The organism is Candidatus Thioglobus sp., from assembly GCA_028228555.1.
Lineage (GTDB): Bacteria > Pseudomonadota > Gammaproteobacteria > PS1 > Pseudothioglobaceae > Thioglobus_A.
In genome coordinates, this window is sequence record JAOJBP010000001.1 from 1 (window position 1) to 18,302 (window position 18,302).

17 protein-coding genes are annotated in these 18,302 nt (G+C 36.5%); 7 read left to right on the plus strand and 10 right to left on the minus strand.

The window, feature by feature from the left end; all coding sequences use genetic code 11:
• The first annotated feature begins 846 nt into the window (after nt 1-846).
• From N9Y32_00005 to rfbB, 5 genes are read left to right on the plus strand one after another with little or no spacing between them, the layout of a single operon-like run.
• The gene (locus N9Y32_00005) at nt 847-1,782 is read left to right on the plus strand and encodes a glycosyltransferase family 2 protein (protein MDB2589404.1); all 936 of its coding nucleotides are present in this window, start codon (nt 847-849) and stop codon (nt 1,780-1,782) included.
• A gap of 7 nt (nt 1,783-1,789) precedes the next feature.
• The gene (rfbA, locus tag N9Y32_00010) at nt 1,790-2,671 is read left to right on the plus strand and encodes a glucose-1-phosphate thymidylyltransferase RfbA (GenBank protein ID MDB2589405.1); all 882 of its coding nucleotides are present in this window, start codon (nt 1,790-1,792) and stop codon (nt 2,669-2,671) included.
• Nucleotides 2,668-3,222 (plus strand): dTDP-4-dehydrorhamnose 3,5-epimerase, encoded by a 555-nt coding sequence (gene rfbC, locus N9Y32_00015; protein ID MDB2589406.1) that lies wholly within the window; start codon nt 2,668-2,670, stop codon nt 3,220-3,222. The genes rfbA and rfbC overlap by 4 nt, the downstream gene beginning before the upstream one ends.
• Before the next feature lie 9 nt (nt 3,223-3,231).
• Nucleotides 3,232-4,125 carry a dTDP-4-dehydrorhamnose reductase gene (rfbD, locus tag N9Y32_00020; GenBank protein ID MDB2589407.1) on the plus strand — a complete coding sequence of 298 codons (894 nt, stop codon included), beginning with the start codon at nt 3,232-3,234 and terminating at the stop codon, nt 4,123-4,125.
• Entirely contained in the window at nt 4,125-5,198 is a 1,074-nt protein-coding gene (gene rfbB / locus N9Y32_00025; protein ID MDB2589408.1) for a dTDP-glucose 4,6-dehydratase, read from the plus strand. Before rfbD ends, rfbB begins: the two co-directional genes overlap by 1 nt.
• Before the next feature lie 27 nt (nt 5,199-5,225).
• Here the strand turns inward: rfbB and N9Y32_00030 are convergent, their stop codons facing one another.
• Nucleotides 5,226-6,458, minus strand: coding sequence for an O-antigen ligase family protein (locus N9Y32_00030; protein ID MDB2589409.1), 1,233 nt, complete (start codon nt 6,456-6,458; stop codon nt 5,226-5,228).
• An 18-nt stretch (nt 6,459-6,476) separates the two neighbouring features.
• On the opposite strand from N9Y32_00030, the gene N9Y32_00035 reads away from it, so the two are divergent.
• Nucleotides 6,477-7,931 carry a glycosyltransferase family 39 protein gene (locus N9Y32_00035; protein ID MDB2589410.1) on the plus strand — a complete coding sequence of 485 codons (1,455 nt, stop codon included), beginning with the start codon at nt 6,477-6,479 and terminating at the stop codon, nt 7,929-7,931.
• Here the strand turns inward: N9Y32_00035 and N9Y32_00040 are convergent.
• Genes N9Y32_00040 through waaC form a run of 5 tightly spaced genes read right to left on the minus strand, consistent with a single transcriptional unit; the run spans nt 7,928 to nt 12,165 of the window.
• Nucleotides 7,928-8,203, minus strand: coding sequence for a lipid-A-disaccharide synthase N-terminal domain-containing protein (locus N9Y32_00040; GenBank protein MDB2589411.1), 276 nt, complete (start codon nt 8,201-8,203; stop codon nt 7,928-7,930). The two genes, N9Y32_00035 and N9Y32_00040, sit on opposite strands and share 4 nt — an antisense overlap.
• Nucleotide 8,204: 1 nt before the next feature.
• Complete coding sequence (locus N9Y32_00045) at nt 8,205-8,924, minus strand: glycosyltransferase family 2 protein (protein ID MDB2589412.1); 720 nt, start codon at nt 8,922-8,924, stop codon at nt 8,205-8,207.
• A gap of 12 nt (nt 8,925-8,936) precedes the next feature.
• Nucleotides 8,937-9,944, minus strand: coding sequence for an NAD-dependent epimerase (locus N9Y32_00050; protein ID MDB2589413.1), 1,008 nt, complete (start codon nt 9,942-9,944; stop codon nt 8,937-8,939).
• 44 nt (nt 9,945-9,988) lie between these two features.
• A complete protein-coding gene (locus tag N9Y32_00055) occupies nt 9,989-11,164 on the minus strand; it encodes a nucleotide sugar dehydrogenase (GenBank protein ID MDB2589414.1) in 1,176 nt (391 codons plus the stop codon).
• Complete coding sequence (waaC, locus tag N9Y32_00060) at nt 11,161-12,165, minus strand: lipopolysaccharide heptosyltransferase I (protein MDB2589415.1); 1,005 nt, start codon at nt 12,163-12,165, stop codon at nt 11,161-11,163. Before waaC ends, N9Y32_00055 begins: the two co-directional genes overlap by 4 nt.
• Before the next feature lie 88 nt (nt 12,166-12,253).
• On the opposite strand from waaC, the gene N9Y32_00065 reads away from it, so the two are divergent.
• Nucleotides 12,254-13,924: a glutamine--tRNA ligase/YqeY domain fusion protein gene (locus N9Y32_00065; protein ID MDB2589416.1), complete on the plus strand. Its 1,671-nt coding sequence runs from the start codon at nt 12,254-12,256 to the stop codon at nt 13,922-13,924.
• Here N9Y32_00065 and surE read toward each other — a convergent pair.
• From surE to lptG, 4 genes are read right to left on the minus strand one after another with little or no spacing between them, the layout of a single operon-like run.
• On the minus strand, nt 13,921-14,664 hold the full coding sequence (gene surE / locus N9Y32_00070) for a 5'/3'-nucleotidase SurE (GenBank protein ID MDB2589417.1): 744 nt from the start codon (nt 14,662-14,664) through the stop codon (nt 13,921-13,923). The genes N9Y32_00065 and surE overlap by 4 nt on opposite strands.
• Entirely contained in the window at nt 14,664-16,883 is a 2,220-nt protein-coding gene (clpA, locus tag N9Y32_00075; protein MDB2589418.1) for an ATP-dependent Clp protease ATP-binding subunit ClpA, read from the minus strand. The genes surE and clpA overlap by 1 nt, the downstream gene beginning before the upstream one ends.
• Before the next feature lie 17 nt (nt 16,884-16,900).
• On the minus strand, nt 16,901-17,200 hold the full coding sequence (gene clpS, locus N9Y32_00080; protein MDB2589419.1) for an ATP-dependent Clp protease adapter ClpS: 300 nt from the start codon (nt 17,198-17,200) through the stop codon (nt 16,901-16,903).
• Nucleotide 17,201: 1 nt separating this feature from the next.
• Nucleotides 17,202-18,290 carry an LPS export ABC transporter permease LptG gene (gene lptG / locus N9Y32_00085; GenBank protein ID MDB2589420.1) on the minus strand — a complete coding sequence of 363 codons (1,089 nt, stop codon included), beginning with the start codon at nt 18,288-18,290 and terminating at the stop codon, nt 17,202-17,204.
• Nucleotides 18,291-18,302 lie beyond the last annotated feature (12 nt).

Sequence of the window (18,302 nt, forward strand, 5' to 3'; positions counted from 1 at the left end):
CTTTTTAGTACCCTACCCTCTTCTTATAAGGTCATTAGAAAAAACAATCCTCTACATTTTTCTGATAACCCATTTAAAAATAAAACTAACTCAGGCTTCACTCTTTAATCATGTTTAATATGTTTAATATGTTCTCAAATAAAATTCCATCGAAAAATGTAAACCTGCGAAATCTTGTCTGGTTCTTTGTAGTTTATAAATAGTATTTAACTTAGTTACTAAGTCCTTGTGAGATTATGGTGCCGAAATAAAGGACAATAATTTTTACATTCTCTTTTATGTCGAGTATTTTTTTAAAGCTAACATTCTTCCAGCTTTAAGATTTTTACTTATAAATGCAAAGATAATAATAGGTGAGCTTAACATGTATGCCTGACTTCTCAAGAATTAAGGAAATTGCATTTGAAATTGAAACTACTTTGTCCGTAAATTTGTATTTAAGTAGAGTTCCAAAACCACTAGGAATAAAATCAACTCGCCTTGAATAAGCCACAGGGATTGGATGAAAAAATTTAGTTAATATGCGCTGCGTACCTTGTCCGTTTGAACATGAATACAGTCGAACTTACCTTTGAATTGAGATGATTTAAGCAAAGCATCTAACGCGCTTTCTACAGTAATTACATAAACATAGCTCTTTGAGATTATTAATTAGCCTTTTATCGCCATTAACTGGAAAAATACCCTTGGACATCAAACTTTTAATTGTATAAAGCGTTTGTCGTTCCTCGCCATTCCAAGTCTTTTCGGTATTAATTTGTAAAATTTTCACTAAAGCCATTCTTGTTCAGATTTAATATAAAATTATCATACATAAAATAATCACGAGAATATACCTTACCAAAAATGAAGGACGAATCAACTAGATTTACAATTGCTGTTATTCATAGAAATGGACTTGGGAGACTTGTATGCGTATTGGACAGTATTTTGACTAATATATCTGCTAATGATGAAGTTATTATTATTGATAACAATAGCACCGATGGATCAATAGATAAAATTGAAAAAAATAGTTTATATAAAGACGTTAAAATTATTAAAAATACATGTAATACTGGTTATGCCTTTCCTTGCAATCAAGCAATGCTTTTAGGTAATGGCAGGTACTTTTTACTTTGTAATAACGATATAAAATTACCTGAAAAATGTTTGGATGAGTTTGAAGAAATTTTCAATAATTCGCCACAATCTGGAATTATTGGCGGACAATTAATAGATGCCAATAAAAATATGGTTGGATCATATTCCAAAACCCCTACATTTCTATCTGAGCTGGATTCGATTGTACGCTTAAGAACCCCTGAAAGACACCAAACTATCCGCGAAGTGGGCACATTGCTTGGCGCATGCCTTGCCGTGAGAAAAACAACAATTGAATCAGCAGGAATGATGGATGATGATTTCTTTTTTTATTTTGAAGAAACTGAATGGTGTATGAGGATAGCGAAAAATGGCTGGAAAGTTCTAACAGCACCACATATTAAAATTATGCATATTGGTGGCGATAGCACTAAATCTGTTTATCATGGCTCTAGAATTGAGTTCTTTCGATCAAGATTATTATTTTGGCGTAAAACTATGCCTACATATCTTGTCATAATTTTATACTTATGGAACATTCCAAAACTTATTGTTGATGGCTGCTTTTATCTAATAGTTACCATTCTAACACTTGGTCTAAATATCAGAATGCGCAATAAGTTAATAGATAGGGTCGTGGTTTTAAGCTGGCTACTTCTTGGAAAGCCAAAAACATGGGGACTCCCTGGAAAATGTTAAACTTATCATGAAAGGAATAATCCTAGCAGGCGGCTCAGGCACACGCCTTTATCCTTTGACTAAAGGCGTATCAAAGCAACTAATGCCCATTTATGACAAGCCAATGATTTATTACCCATTGTCGGTTCTAATGCTCGCCGGCATTCAAAAGGTTTTGATTATCTCTACCCCTGAAGATTTACCAAGGTTTGAACAGCTCCTTGGTGATGGATCTGACATTGGCATGAAGTTTGAATACATAGTACAACCTTCTCCTGATGGACTAGCACAAGCATTTATCTTAGGTAAGGATTTTATTGGTGATGATGATGCTTGTTTGATTCTAGGTGACAATATTTATTATGGTCATGGTATGACTGATATGTTGGCTAACGCTGTGTCAAACGCTAAAGATAAAAATATGGCAACTGTATTTGGTTACCATGTTAATGATCCTGAGCGCTATGGTGTGGTTGATTTTGATCACACTGGTAAGGCGCTTAGCATTGAAGAAAAACCAGAAACTCCTAAAAGTAATTACGCAGTGACAGGTTTGTACTTTTATCCTAATGACGTCGTTAAGAAAGCTGTTGAAGTTGTACCCTCTGATAGAGGTGAGTTAGAGATTACTACGGTTAATCAAATGTATTTGAGTGAAGAACGTCTAACCGTTGAACTTATGGGTAGAGGTTACGCTTGGCTTGATACAGGCACTCATGAGAGTCTATTAGAAGCTTCAACATTCATAGAGACCATTGAGCGAAGACAAGGCTTAAAAGTAGCCTGTATCGAAGAGATTGCATTTGAGCAAGGCTATATTAATAAAGAACAACTTATAGAGCTGGCTAAACCCTTAGCTAAGAATCAATACGGACAATACTTACTCAGACGTGCAGAGGAAGTAAATTGAAGTTTACCTCTCAGTCAATTGAAGGTGTAATACTTATTGAGCCCACTATACATGGTGATAATCGAGGGTATTTTGTAGAAACCTTCAGGCAAGATTTACTTGAAGAGGCTATCGGATACCAAGTTAACTTTGTACAGGATAATGAATCAAAATCAACCAAGGGCGTGCTTCGAGGCCTTCACTATCAACTGCCACCCTACACCCAAGCTAAACTCGTCAGAGTGATTGAAGGTAGTGTATTAGATATAGCTGTTGATATACGCAAATCTAGCCCTACTTTTGGCCAGCATGTGTCTGTAGAACTAACAGCACAGAACAAGCATCAGTTATTTGTTCCGCACGGTTTTGCACATGGCTTTGTTGTACTTAGTGATAGCGCTACCTTTGCTTACAAAGTAGATAGCTACTACGCACCTGAGCATGATCGAGGCATTGCTTTTAATGATGCCCAACTTAAAATTGATTGGCAATTATCAGCAGAAGAGTTACAACTCTCAGATAAAGATAAAATCCATCCATCTTTAGCAAATGCTAAAGATTTGTTTGAATAGCTGACAGTCATGAAAATACTCGTTACCGGTAAGAATGGCCAATTAGGGCGGTCTATTTATAAAATAGTTAATACAGCCAATGGTGACAACCTACCCCCTAATGAATTTATCTTTGTTGGTAGAGAAGAGCTAGACTTAAGCAGTGAGAGCAGTATTAGTCACTACTTCGATAGTAATGACAGGTTCGATGTTATTATTAACTGTGCAGCCTACACTGCTGTTGATAAAGCAGAAGAAGAGCAAGAGCTTGCTAACCAAGTTAACCATTTAGCAGTTAATCAATTAGCTGGGATCGCCAAAGAGCAGAAAGCCAGGCTAATTCACATCTCCACAGATTATGTTTTTAATGGAGAGAGTGATAAACCGTATATAGAGACAAGTGAGACTAATCCAATTAATGTTTATGGAAAAACCAAGCTGGCTGGAGAAAAAGCACTGCAAGCAGTGATACCAATGAATGCTGTTATCATTAGAACTAGCTGGGTATATTCAGAATATGGCAATAACTTTGTTAAGACCATGTTAAGGCTAGGCAAAGAGCGAGATGAGTTAAACGTAGTCAGTGATCAAATAGGCTCTCCTACTTATGCTACTGATTTAGCAGGTGCAATATTAGAAATTATAAAGAAGAAAGAATTTAGAGAAGAAGATCAAGCGACTCAGATTTATCATTATTCAAATGAGGGTGAGATAAGTTGGTATGATTTTACAAAGGAAATTTTTAAAATAGCAAGGACAAATTGTAAGGTTAACCCGATAACAACACAGCAGTATCCAACCCCTGCAAAGAGACCAAAAAATACCTTAATGAATAAAAATAAAATAATAGAAAAATTTGGAGTTAAGAATGCCAACTGGAAAGAACCCCTAAACACTTGTATTACAACACTAAAGGAACAGTAATGGCTTCAAAAAAACTACTCATTACTGGCGGTGCTGGCTTCATAGGCTCTGCTGTCATTCGTCACATTATTAACAACACCAACCATAGTGTTATTAATCTTGATAAGCTTACCTATGCAGGTAATTTAGAATCTTTAGTTTCAATTGAAAGTGATCCAAGATATACATTTGAACAAGTAGACATTTGTGATGCTAGTGAGATCAAACGTGTGTTTAATGAACACCAGCCTGATATCGTCATGCATCTTGCAGCAGAGTCACATGTTGATAGATCAATTGACGGCCCTGGTGAATTTATTCAAACCAACATCGTAGGAACTTATGTATTGCTCGAAGAGGCTAGAGATTATTGGTCTAATCTAGATAGTGATAAGAAAGATGGTTTTAGATTCCATCATGTATCTACTGATGAAGTCTATGGTGATTTAGAAGGTACAGATGATCTATTTACTGAAGATACGCCTTATGCACCTAGCTCACCTTACTCTGCCGCTAAAGCTAGTTCCGATCATTTAGTACGTGCATGGCAACGAACTTTTAAATTCCCAACACTGATTACCAATTGTTCTAATAATTATGGCCCCTATCAGTTCCCTGAAAAGCTTATTCCATTAATTATTCTAAATGCACTAGAAGGTAAAGATTTACCAATATACGGAGACGGCAAACAAATACGTGATTGGTTGTATGTTGATGACCATGCAAGAGCGCTACTTCATGTAGCGCTTACAGGTGAAATTAGTGAGACATACAATATTGGTGGTCACAATGAACTTCAAAATATTGAGGTTGTAAAAACCGTTTGTAGTATTTTAGATGAACTAGTACCAAGCAAGCTTGACAGCGTTACTAGATACGAACAACTTATTACTTATGTCGGCGATAGAGCGGGGCATGATGTCAGATATGCAATTGACGCCACTAAAATTGCTAATGAGCTGAATTGGACGCCTGATGAAACTTTTGCAACAGGTATTAAAAAGACCATTGAGTGGTATTTAGAAAATACCGTTTGGTGCGATAATGTTAAAGATGGTAGCTATCAAGGGGAAAGATTGGGAGTGATAAACTAAAAAAACACCTAGATAGACTGAACTGGACTATTTAACTAACCTCCTATTAAAGGAAACATGACCAATAACAACTACTAATATTACTGCAAAAAACAGTGCTGTTGATTGATGTGCAAAAACAGTTGCAGTAAAAGAATAAAATAAATAATGGAGAATTAAAAACATCCCTACAATGACTAACTGCCTTTGGTGGAAATTAAATATTTCTAGCTTCATAGAAACAAAAAGATATTTTAGCGGGAATAATAGCAATAAAATAAATGCCAACAGCCCAATCGCGCCTTGCTCAATAAGACTGGTAATATATTCATTGTGAGGGTGAGAGAAATTACCAACAAATTTACTCACCTCACCCTTGTCTATAATTTTTTTTTGGTGTTTCGCATAATTATCCTCACCCACACCAATTAAAGTATTGTCTTTAATTATTATATAAGATGTCTTCCACATTTCCAACCTTGCACCTGCCGAGGTGTTGGCCTTGCCACTTTCAGACCAGCTAACCACATTATTCAATGCTGTATCAATTCTACTTTTAACGCCTGTTTGTGGCACAAGATATGCACTCATAAAAATACTGAAAAATAAAAGCATAACAATAAACCTAACTCTTAATTTCCAATTGATAGGATTAACAAATAAAACAATCAAAAAAGAAAGGAAGGCGGAAATCCATACGCCACGCCCCCCTGATAATATAGAGGCTAAAATTCCAAAAACAAAGGCTGTAAAAAATATAAAGTTTTTCACATAAGAATTATCTTTATTAATAAACATTAAGCTGGACAATCCAAATATTGAGGAAAATAATGAAAAGACACCCGTCTGAATCGAAACTACTTTTGATAAATAAATCACATCAATCATGCCAAATTTGATCACTCCTGATACGATTGCACCAAGAACAATGCCCCATATAAGCCAATTAGCGCTAACGTCTGTTTTTCTAATGAAAAAATAAATTGGCAACACAAGTATCAATCTAGAAGGTGTATCAAGATCACGTAAATACCCATCAAACCACCATAAATTTATTGCAATAACTGCAAAGTAAAAAACAAAAGAGAAAACAAAATATTTCTCCCATTTATTTAATTTCATCCTCTCTCTTTTTATGGTCAAACCTACAACACTTAAAATAAGCATCAAAACAACAATACTTCCACCTTTTGGAATAGCAGCCAACGCAGTTGGAAGGATAAAAATTAATAAACCCATTAAAAAATTTATTAGTAATAATAGTTTGTTAGTAATGTTCATATATGGATAATAATACCAATGAAGAAAGTAAATAAGAATGAGCCATTTTATCATCCAGTATTTTGGCTGTTTATTTATATTTTTATTCATTTATTGGTGCGAATCTTATTCAGCCAAACACTTCAGGTTGACGACGCTGAACAGATTGATTATGCACAAAATATCTTTTTAGGCTATCCAATCCCCCAGCCCCCTTTATACAGTTGGATGAGCTGGCTGTCATTTCAAATATTTGGCACGGGATTGCTTGCATTAACCCTACTTAAATATACATTTATTGCGCTAACTTTTTGGTTTACATGGCTTGTTTCTGGACAGTTATTTCAGCATTTACAAACGCGTTATATTGCCACTTTTTCCTATTTGTTAATGCCGTCATTTGCTTGGCACATGCATCAAGGATTTACCCATACCATCTTGCTAGGTTTTGGTATTATTTTGTCATTACATGCATTGTTGTCGCTCAAAGACAATCCGACGACTAAAAACTACTTGTATTTAGGTCTTGCTTTTGGTATTGGGCTAATGGGTAAATACAGTTTCTTATTGTTTATGATTCCAATATTTATTGCTGCAGTATCTATTGGTTCTTTTAGACAGATTTTTGCTAATAAAAAAACATGGCTGGCTATTGGTGTGTTTGTGTTAATTATTGGTCCACATACTTATTGGTTAACCCAACATTATCAGGAAATATTCTTGTCGATCGATCAAAAATTAAAAGTGACTAGTAATAATTTGTTACTTGATCGAATGAAATCTGTGGGGCAATTTATTGGTGCCGCTGTCTCTTTTGTTGTGCCTTTTGCTTTAGTTTTTATAATCAGTGGCTGGAAGAAATTATTTAACATTGATAAACAAGTCTCAAAAAATGATAATGCCCAACTGTTAAGCCGTTTCTATCTGATTATTATCGCCCTGGTATTGATATTGGCTATTTTTATCAGTATGCCGCACTTTAAAGTACGTTGGTTTCATCCATTAATGATGATATTCCCTTTATGGATGCTTGCTCGAATTGAACGACAGGTGCCTCTCTCAAAATCAATCATGCGCTGGTTTGCTAGCATCATGATTATTTTTACTATACTGATACTCTCAATCCGTATTACACAAGTAACCATCGGCCCTGATCTTGGTAATTATGGGCGGCTTAATAGACCAATTATTGAAACGTTTGATAAATTACCAATATCTACCTTAGCGGGCTCAATTATAAAAACTGAAGATGGCTTTATTGGCTCTCATTTGTTGTCTTATTATCAAGATACAAATATTATTATTGGCAGTAGGAATTTTAGAAAAGAATACTTTAAAGACTCGACTCAATGCTTGTGGCTATGGGACGATGACACGCCATATACCAAGCCGAGCATTGATCGGATAATCGAATCTGGGCAATTGGAAACTTATATTGCTGATTTTAAATACACGCTTTTTTATGCGCTTAGCTCAAAACAAGAATGCAACTAAATATCGCTCGTCTGCTCTTTTCGAATCAGCATAAGGTTGCGTACATAAACAAACAAACCCATGCCTTGGCCAATAATAAACACCGGGTCTTGTCTTAAAATAGCGTAGCTTAAAAGCGTTAAACCACCTGCTAAACTAAAATACCAAAATGCGTGTGGAATGATGCTTTTTTTATGTTTTTCGCTATAAATCCATTGGATTAGAAAACGCATAGAAAACAACCCTTGACCAATGAGTCCTATGATTAACCATGAAGTTGGAATGTCTTGCATTTTAAAGCTCCTGTGTGTCGGTTAGTCGTGCACGATTTTGTAGCCAACGTACACCTAAAATATCAACAATACCTACCCATAATCGATTATGAAAACCGTATTTTGATGTGCCTTGCATTCGATAGCGATGATTCACCTCTACCGATACAACTCGCCCACCTTGTCGCTGAAATAGTGCTGGAATATAACGGTGCATGTGATCAAAATAAGGCAATGCTAAAAAACTATCGCGCGCAAAAATCTTAAGGCCACAACCGGTATCAGGCGTTCCATCTCTTAATAATTTATCACGTATGCCATTAGCATATTTTGAAGAAATGCGCTTCAACCAGGTATCTTTGCGTTTTTTTCGATAGCCAGCAACTACCAGCCATGGATCAGAATTTTGATTGTCAACTAGTTCGCTATATAAGTTGGGTATATCAGCTGGATCATTCTGGCCATCGCCATCAAGTGTTGCTATCCAATTTGATTTTGCGTGCTGCACACCTGTTCGTACTGCTGTTGATTGGCCACTATTTTTAAGGTGTTTAATGATTCTTAAAGTAGACAAGTCTTGCTTTATTTTTAATAAAACTTCAAGTGTATTGTCCGTACTTCCATCATCTATGACAATAATCTCATGCTGATATTGCCCATCAAGCGCATGTGTAATTTCATTAATCAACGTACCAATACTTTCTTCTTCGTTACAAACTGGAATTACAACTGAAAGATCCATATTTCCATCCTATTAAATATTATTATATTGCTTATACCAAACCGCAAAATTCTCCACACCCTGCTTAACACTCATGCTCGGTTTGTAGCCAAACTCCTCTACTAAGTCATCAACATCTGCATAAGTATCAGGGACATCTCCAGGTTGGAGTGGTAGTAGTTCTTTTTCTGCAGTTTTACCAAGTGAGGTTTCCAGTGCTTCAATGTAATCCATCAACTCAACTGGATTGTTATTGCCAATATTATAAACCCTGTATGGGGCGCTAGAGGTGGCAGGATCTGGGTTATTACTATCCCAGTTAGGGTTTATTGGTGCCGGCCTGTCAAGCACTCTGATGATGCCTTCAACAATATCGTCAATGTAGGTGAAGTCTCTACGATGTTTGCCGTAGTTAAATACCGTGATAGGCTCATCATTCATAATAGCTCTGGTGAACTTTTGTAATGCCATGTCAGGCCTGTCATACGGACCATACACCGTAAAGAACCTAAGGCCTGTGGTTGGTAAATCATACAGATGAGAATAGGTATGTGCCATTAACTCATTAGCTTTCTTGGTAGCTGCATATAAGCTAACTGGATGATTAACACCGTCATGCGTTGAGAATGGCTGTTTGGTATTAAGCCCATAAGTAGAGCTTGATGAGGCATAAACAAGGTGTCCCACCTTGTTATGTCTGCAACCTTCTAATATGTGGGCAAAGCCTACTAAGTTTGTATCAATATAAGCTAGAGGATTCTCAATAGAATATCTAACACCTGCTTGCGCTGCTAGATTAACCACCCCTTCGAATTGATGATCTTTAAAAAGTTTGGCCATCGCTTCGCGATCTTCAAGATTCATTCTAATGTGTGTATAGTTTGGATGATCAGCATGTCTTGCTAAGCGCGCCTCTTTTAAAGCGGGATCGTAATAGTCATTATGATTATCAATACCAATAACGGTATCACCTCTATCAAGCAGTCTAATTGAGAGTGCTGAACCGATAAAACCTGCCGAACCTGTTACTAATACTTTCATATAATAATTCTTATTTTTAATGTGTTGTTTTGTTGTTTACTTAACTAGTCTGAGTTAAATAAATCTCTTGTGTAAACCTTAGCTTTAACATCTTGCAATTCATTCACCATTCTATTGGCAACAATCACATCACTGATTTGCTTAAAGTCGTCTAAATTATCAATAATCTTTGAATGGAAGAACTCATTCTCGCCCTGTTCTGTGAGTACCGGCTCATAAATAACCACTTCAATGCCTTTAGCTTTAATGCGCTTCATGATACCTTGAATGCTTGATGCTCTAAAGTTATCAGAACCTGTCTTCATGATCAGTCTATGAACGCCAACAACCTTCGGTTGTTTGGCGATGATAGAGTCTGCAATAAAATCTTTACGCATCGCATTCGCATCAACAATAGCGCTGATTAAGGCATTAGGCACATCTGCATAATTGGCTTTGAGTTGTTTAGTGTCTTTTGGCAGACAATAGCCACCATATCCAAATGAAGGGTTGTTGTAGTGTGATCCAATTCTTGGATCAAGGCCTACACCCTCAATGATTTGTTTTGAGTTTAGGTTGTGCGTTTCTGCGTATGAGTCTAACTCATTAAAATATGACACGCGCATAGCTAAATAAGTATTACTAAAAAGCTTAACCGCCTCTGCCTCAGTAGAATTTGTAAATAAGACATCTATATCTTCTTTAATAGCGCCTTCTTGTAATAGGTCTGCAAAAACTTTAGCCCTATCTGATTGCTCACCAACAATAATACGCGACGGATATAGATTGTCGTGTAGTGCCAAACCCTCTCTTAAAAACTCTGGTGAGAAAATAATATTATCGCAAATAAACTTCTCTTTAATACTTTGAGTGTAGCCAACTGGTACGGTTGATTTAATAATCATCACTGCATTAGGATTAATGCTAATAACATCTTGAATAACCGCTTCTACCGAAGCGGTATTAAAATAGTTGTTAGTGGTGTCGTAATCAGTAGGTGTGGCAATGATGACAAAATCAGCATTTTTATAGGCTAGCTGTTTATCCAGTGTGGCGGTAAAGTTAAGGTTTTTATTAGCTAGAAAATCTTCAATTTCAGCATCGACAATAGGGGGTATCTTGTTATTAAGTTGCTCAATCTTCTCAGGGATGATATCAAGGACGACTACCTCATGATTTTGAGACAACAACATAGCATTAGACAGGCCTACGTAGCCGGTACCGGCTATTGCTATTTTCATGGCTTATCCTTTAATAATTCTTTCGTTATTTTAACAATATCACTCACTTTGATCGTTTTAATTGAAAAATCATTCTTGTCAATCTTATAAGGATCGACTTTAGATTCAGACTCAAGGACTTGATTAATGTTAGTTGTATAAGTATTGCGATAACCGGGTGTTGAGCCAAATAGCGCAATAGACTGAACATTGAGTGCCCACGCCATATGAGTTGGCCCGGTATCACCGCCAATTACTAGATCCATTTTTTCGATAAATACTTTTAACTCATCTAGCGTTAATTTATCTGCAACCTGGACTGCTGGTGCAATTTTCTGAATTTGTTGCGCCATATTTTTTTCTGATTCATTGCCCCATAGTACAATAAAATTAGCATCTAATTCTTGAGCGATTTTAGCGTATTGCTCTAATGGATAAATTTTAGACTTGAAAGATGCGCCAGGAATTAGTGCAATGTTAGCTTTGTTATCGGAAATCACACTAGGTAATATTTTGCTAATAGAAAATAAGAAAGGCTGCTTATTTAAAATCTCATCATGTGTAATCGTAATGCCTAGAGCTCTAGCTATTATAGCAGTATTACGGTTGATAATATTTTTATCATAACCAATTTTGCAAGTATCTGTATAAAACCAAGCAGCAAATGATTCGCGTAAGGAATTCTTATCAAAACCAAAGATTCTATCTGATGGGGTTATGCGAGATACAAGTGCAGATTTAATCAATCCTTGTAAATCAATGACCAGATCATACCTTGGTAATTTTCTAAGTTTTTTAAACTCTTTAAATAGCAAGCTTAAAGATTTATTTTTCTTAGCTTGCTTAATATTAACCGTATGGATAGCATTGATATCAGGATTATTCATTAAGATATCTTTAAAACCTTCTTCAACAATCCAGTCAATACTTGAGTCAGGCAAATGGTGCTTGATAAATTGCAACGCGACCATGGCGTGGATAATATCCCCTAAGGCAGAAAGTTTAACGATTGCAATTCTCATAAAACAGATTTTACTACGACCTTCGCTCAATATATCAGTATGAGTGTTTAATGATATAATTCTCGCATTATTCTCCTATCCAAGATTTATGAGCGACAATACGCCAATTGATAAGCCTGTTAACTTTATTCGTCATCAGATTAATGATGACCTAGATTCTGGATTACATTCATCTATTCAAACGCGATTTCCGCCTGAGCCAAATGGCTATTTACATATTGGCCATGCCAAATCAATTTGTTTGAATTTTGGCCTAGCAAAGGACTATAACGGCAAGTGCAATTTGCGTTTTGATGATACAAATCCTGCGAAAGAGGATATAGAGTTTGTAGAATCGATCAAGGCTGATTTAGCATGGCTAGGTTTTGAATGGGATGGTGAAATTCAATACAGCTCTAATTATTTTCCAAAATTTTATGAGTATGCACGTGAACTGATTAATAAAGGCTTGGCGTATGTATGCTTTTTAAATGCCGAAGAAACACGTGAGTATCGCGGCACCTTAAAAGAAGCTGGCAAAGATAGTCCGTATCGTGAAACTTCTGTTGAAGAAAACTTAGCGTTACTTGCTAAAATGAAAGATGGTAAATTCTCCGAGGGCGAATGCGTACTGCGTGCCAAGATTGATATGGCCAGCTCGTTTATGTGCATGCGTGATCCAGCGCTATATCGCATTCGCTTTGATAAGCATCATCAAACGGGCAATGAATGGCGTATTTATCCGATGTATGATTTTGCACACTGTATTTCTGATGCAATTGAAAATGTCACTCACTCTTTATGCACATTAGAGTTTCAAAATAATCGACATTTGTACGATTGGATTCTTGAGCATTTAGATGATTTTGACAAACCTGACCGCCCACATCAGTATGAGTTTTCAAGGCTTAATCTTGAATACACCGTTATGTCAAAGCGCAAACTTCAACAATTAGTGGAAGATAGATTAGTAACTGGCTGGAATGATCCACGCATGCCTACGATTTCAGGACTAAGACGACGTGGCTATACAGCGGCGAGTATTCGTGATTTTTCTGATCGTATTGGTATTTCAAAAGTTGACAGCATGACCGATATGAAAATATTAGAAGATGCTGTACGTGATGACTTAAACATAGTAGCACCAAGAACCATGGGCATCATTGATCCGATACGAGTGATTATTGAGAATTACCCTGAAGACAAAATCGAAACTTTGCAAGCGCCAATTCATCCTCAAAATGAAGCCATGGGTAAGCGCGAGATACTTTTCTCACGTGAGCTATTTATTGACAGAGCTGATTTTGAAGAAGTTGCGCCTAACAAAAAATTTAAACGCCTGGCAATTAACAAAGAAGTACGCTTGCGTAATGCTTACGTCATTAATGCTACTACTTTTGACACAGATTTTGATGGCAATATCACAACGGTCTATGCTACTTATGATGCAGATACATTAGGCAAAAATCCGGCTGATGGTCGAAAAGTTAAAGGGGTTATTCATTTTGTAGAAGCCACTAAAGCCTTAAGAGCTGAATTTAGACTATATGATCGTCTATTTACACTTGAAAATCCAGGCAAGAATGATCATTTTGAGCAGTTAATTAACTCTGACTCACTTGTAAGCACCTATGGCGTTATTGAGCCTAGTATGGCTAATGCTGAGCCGGAAGTGACTTACCAATTTGAACGTGAGGGATATTTTTGTCGTGACAACCAATCCCCTGACGAAATCGTATTTAATAAGACAGTCAGTTTAAGAGATACTTGGAGTCATTAGTCTAGCTCGCTTAACCAATCTGAAACTGTATCAATTTCGTTGTATTTAGTTAAGTCAATTTGTAATGGTGTCACTGATACGTAGTTATTATTAATGGCGTGAAAATCAGTGCCTACATCGTTGTCGGCTTGTTTACCATTTTCACCAATCCAATATAAAGTCACATCTTCCTTGTCTTGAACGCTAGGTTCAGACATATGGCGCTTACCTAAACGAGTCGTTTGAAACCCTTGAATATCCTCATACGCTATATCTGGAATATTCACATTGAGCACAGTATCGTGCGAAAGTTGCGAAACGTGGATTTTATTGATGACTTTTTGGGCAACTTTTCCTGCCGTTTCAAAATTCTCCCCTTGCCAACTAGCTAGAGATATTGCCACCGATGGTAGGCCTAAAAAGCGCCCTTCTATAGCGCCAGCAACCGTGCCTGAATAGATCACGTCATCGCCTAAATTTGGCCCGAAGTTAATCCCTGTTACTACTAAATCAAACTGATCTTTTAAGAACCCACATAGTGCTAAATGAACACAATCACTGGGTGTGGCGTCAATACTATAGGTATTTTCGTTAATTTTTACTGGTTTTAGCCCTCGATTAAGAGTTAGAGAGCTACTCGCTGCTGATTTATTTTCACTCGGCGCTACAACGATTACATCATGATCCTGTGATAAATATTTAACTAAAGTCTGAATGCCTTTGGCTTGATAGCCATCATCATTACTAACAAGGATTTTCATTAGGTAATATCTAACGTAATTTGATCTTTTTTAACACCAACTTTTACCATGCCGCCATTTATTAACTTACCAAATAAAAGCTCATCAGCCAACGGCTTGCGAATTTCTTTTTCAATAAGACGCGACATAGGGCGAGCACCCATTTGTGCATCATAGCCATTAATAGCAAACCATTTTCTAGCGGAATCAGAGATGGTAAGAGAAACCTTTTTATCCTCTAAAGTAGCTTCTAACTCAAATAAGAATTTATTCACCACATATACAATCGTATCTTTATTGAGTGAATTAAAGTAGATTACTTCAGACAAGCGGTTTCTAAATTCTGGGGTGAAAGTTTTTTTAAGTTCGCTTTCATAATCTAGCGCATGATCTTGCTCACTAAAACCAATCGATGCACGTTGAACACTGTGAGCACCGACATTTGAAGTCATTACTAGTATCACGTTTCTAAAATCAATTTCTCGTCCGTTAGCATCCGTCATCTTGCCGTTATCCATGACTTGCAAAAGAATATTAAACAAATCTGGGTGTGCTTTTTCTACTTCATCTAATAGCAATACTGCATATGGATTAGAGTTAACCGCTTCAGTTAATAAGCCGCCTTCATCATACCCCACGTAACCTGGAGGGGAGCCAATTAGCTTTGAAACAGAATGGCGCTCCATATATTCACTCATATCAAAACGTAAAAGCTTCACGCCCATAATGCGTGCCAGTTGTTTACAAATCTCGGTCTTTCCTACACCTGTTGGGCCAGCAAACAAAAATGAGCCCATGGTTTTATCTTCTTGGGACAATCCAGAACGAGCTAGTTTAATTGCCGTAGAAAGGCTACCTACAGCTTCATCTTGACCAAAAACACCCAGCTTAAGCTCTTCTTCTAAATTTTTAAGTAATGACTTGTCGTCATTTGTTACTTGGCGTGATGGAATACGGGCAAGTTTAGCGACAATATCTTCAATATCACTAACACCAATATTAATTTTGCGCTTAGACTTTGGCTGAATTTGCTGCAACGCACCTACTTCATCAATAACATCAATAGCTTTATCCGGCAAGCGACGATCATTGATATAACGATGTGATAGCTCCACTGCCGATTCCAATGCTGCAGTTGAATATTTTACTTTGTGATGATCTTGGTAATATTTTTTTAATCCATGCAAAATCTTAACTGTATCTGTTACTGACGGCTCTTCAATATCAATTTTCTGGAATCGACGAGTCAGCGCATGATCCTTTTCGAATACTTTACGAAACTCCTCAATGGTTGTCGAGCCCATGCATCTAAGTGATCCATCCGCTAAAGCAGGTTTAAGCAAATTAGATGCATCAAGTGATCCACCAGAAACACTTCCTGCACCAATCATAGTATGGATTTCATCAATAAATAAAATTGCATGTGGAATTTTTTCTAAATCTGTTATAACGGCTTTTAAGCGCTTTTCAAAATCACCTCGATACTTTGTACCAGCAATCAAAACACCGATATCTAGTGAATAAATACTCGCCTCTTTTAAAACCTCTGGCACCTTACCATCAACAATTTTCTTAGCAATTCCTTCAGCAATAGCGGTTTTTCCAACGCCTGCTTGTCCAACAAATAGTGGATTATTTTTGCGACGACGAGATAATACTTGAACAGTTCGCAAAACTTCTTCTTCTCGGCCAAGCAGTGGGTCAATCTTTCCAGACCTGGCTTTTGCACATAGATTAACCGTGTAGGTCTCAAGAGAGGATTTTTTGGGTTTTTGAGTCTCAGACTCAATAGCAACACTCTCTTCATTAGTTTCAGGCTCTTGATTAGCAATACCTTCCATCACTTCTAAGCGAGAGATATTATTAAGCTTAAGCAAATATACGGCATGCGACTCTTTCTCTGATAAAACACTCACTAAAACATTCATCGCATACACGGTATTTTTTTGGGCCGATTGCGCTTGATAAACACTGCGCTGTAAAACTCTTTGAAAACCAACCGTTGGCACAATATCAATTTCAGAATCTTGGGCAATTAATGGCGTATGTGAATTAATATACTCTTCCAGCTCTTCACGAATCTCGTCGAGATCAACGCGTTTATTGCGCAAAAAAGTAATCACCTCATCAATATTCAATAAAGCGAGGAGCAAATGCTCAACAGTTACAAACTCCAGACGATTGTTTCGTGCCTGAGTCATGATAAAGTTAATTTCTTGTTGTAGTCCTGATTCAATCATAGTATCTCTATTATAAATTAGTCGCTCAATTCGCGCAAAACGCACATAAGTGGTTGTTTATTATTTCTTGCAAAATCTGTTACTTGGGTTACTTTTGTATTAGCAATATCATGCGAATAAGTGCCACATACTCCTTCCCCATCTACATGAATTTTAATCATAATTGCATTTGCTGCTTCTTCGTCTTTAGAAAAAAACCTCATCAACACAGCCACTACAAACTCCATAGTTGTATAGTCATCATTGAGTAATAGAACCTGAAATCTTTTAGGCTTTCCCAACTTGGGTTTGGCAACTTTAGTTTTTAATTCTTCCATTTTATTGAGCTGATTTTCTTTTAAGTAAAATATAAACAAAGACTAAAACGATTAAAGTAGGAGTCGATGCAACCAAGAAGTGATTGTAATCAAATCTGAGGGATAATACCCCGCCAATTCTTGAGAATAATTCAAAAAATAAACTCAAGGCCACTCCCAGAAAAATTTTCTTACCTAATGACGCATCCCTGAGTGATCCAAAAATAAACAACATCGAGAAAATAATCATTGCTATCAGGGTGAATGGCTTAACAAGTCTCTTATACAATTCAACTTCAAATGGGTCTGATGCCAATCCATTTTGCATTAAAAAACTAATTTGATTGTATAAATTCCAAGTAGATAATTCACGAGGCTTTTTGCGCAAACTACTAACAAACTCTTGATCAAAAGAAACTGGAACTTGATGTTGGGTTAAATGATCAACATCAAACTTGTTAAATTTCTCACCTTCACTTTGATCAATTTGATAGAGATTAACCTTTTCTAGCATTAAATTTTCACCATCAAATACGGCCTTATCAGTCTGCCCAACTGATGCTATTGTTTTATTATTCTTTAGATTAATTAACATTACATCATTAAATAGATGCCCATCAAAATTTTTGCCAACATGAACAATTGATTGCTTATCTTTTACCCAAAATCCTTGTTGATTTTTGGCCAAAATATTATGCCCAAAAGCTTTAGCTTTAGAATTTTTCGCAGCTTGATTGGTTGCAGGTGCAAGAAATTCACCGATTAGAGTCGATATAACAATAAATACCAATGCTGTTTTTAAGACAATCTTAGTGATATTCATAATTGAAATGCCAGAACCTCTTACAATAATTAGTTGCGAAGTCCCCGCTAAATGACCTAATGCTAGAAGCGTTCCAAGAAGAATGACCACAGAAGAATGACCAGAGATTACATCTGGTAATTTCAAAGAAATATAGATAATTGCCTCTGAAATCGTGTAATTCGCCTGTCCAATTTCATTAACTTCATTTAAAAAACTAAAAAACGAGTAAACCCCTACCCAAATCAGCATAACAGCTAAAGTATAAAAAGCCATGGTTTTAATAATATATCGATCTAGAATTTTCATTAAAATACGGGG

Excerpts from the sequence above, each read along its gene's own strand:
- rfbB (MDB2589408.1), top strand. The coding sequence starts at position 4,125 with ATGGCTTCAAAAAAACTACTCATTACTGGCGGTGCTGGCTTCATAGGC.
- N9Y32_00055 (MDB2589414.1), bottom strand. The coding sequence starts at position 11,164 with ATGAAAATAGCAATAGCCGGTACCGGCTACGTAGGCCTGTCTAATGCT.
- clpS (MDB2589419.1), bottom strand. The coding sequence starts at position 17,200 with ATGGAAGAATTAAAAACTAAAGTTGCCAAACCCAAGTTGGGAAAGCCT.
- waaC (MDB2589415.1), bottom strand. The coding sequence starts at position 12,165 with ATGAGAATTGCAATCGTTAAACTTTCTGCCTTAGGGGATATTATCCAC.
- N9Y32_00065 (MDB2589416.1), top strand. The coding sequence starts at position 12,254 with ATGAGCGACAATACGCCAATTGATAAGCCTGTTAACTTTATTCGTCAT.
- rfbA (MDB2589405.1), top strand. The coding sequence starts at position 1,790 with ATGAAAGGAATAATCCTAGCAGGCGGCTCAGGCACACGCCTTTATCCT.
- N9Y32_00005 (MDB2589404.1), top strand. The coding sequence starts at position 847 with ATGAAGGACGAATCAACTAGATTTACAATTGCTGTTATTCATAGAAAT.
- rfbD (MDB2589407.1), top strand. The coding sequence starts at position 3,232 with ATGAAAATACTCGTTACCGGTAAGAATGGCCAATTAGGGCGGTCTATT.
- N9Y32_00040 (MDB2589411.1), bottom strand. The coding sequence starts at position 8,203 with ATGCAAGACATTCCAACTTCATGGTTAATCATAGGACTCATTGGTCAA.
- N9Y32_00030 (MDB2589409.1), bottom strand. The coding sequence starts at position 6,458 with ATGAACATTACTAACAAACTATTATTACTAATAAATTTTTTAATGGGT.
- N9Y32_00050 (MDB2589413.1), bottom strand. The coding sequence starts at position 9,944 with ATGAAAGTATTAGTAACAGGTTCGGCAGGTTTTATCGGTTCAGCACTC.
- surE (MDB2589417.1), bottom strand. The coding sequence starts at position 14,664 with ATGAAAATCCTTGTTAGTAATGATGATGGCTATCAAGCCAAAGGCATT.
- N9Y32_00035 (MDB2589410.1), top strand. The coding sequence starts at position 6,477 with ATGAAGAAAGTAAATAAGAATGAGCCATTTTATCATCCAGTATTTTGG.
- N9Y32_00045 (MDB2589412.1), bottom strand. The coding sequence starts at position 8,924 with ATGGATCTTTCAGTTGTAATTCCAGTTTGTAACGAAGAAGAAAGTATT.
- clpA (MDB2589418.1), bottom strand. The coding sequence starts at position 16,883 with ATGATTGAATCAGGACTACAACAAGAAATTAACTTTATCATGACTCAG.
- lptG (MDB2589420.1), bottom strand. The coding sequence starts at position 18,290 with ATGAAAATTCTAGATCGATATATTATTAAAACCATGGCTTTTTATACT.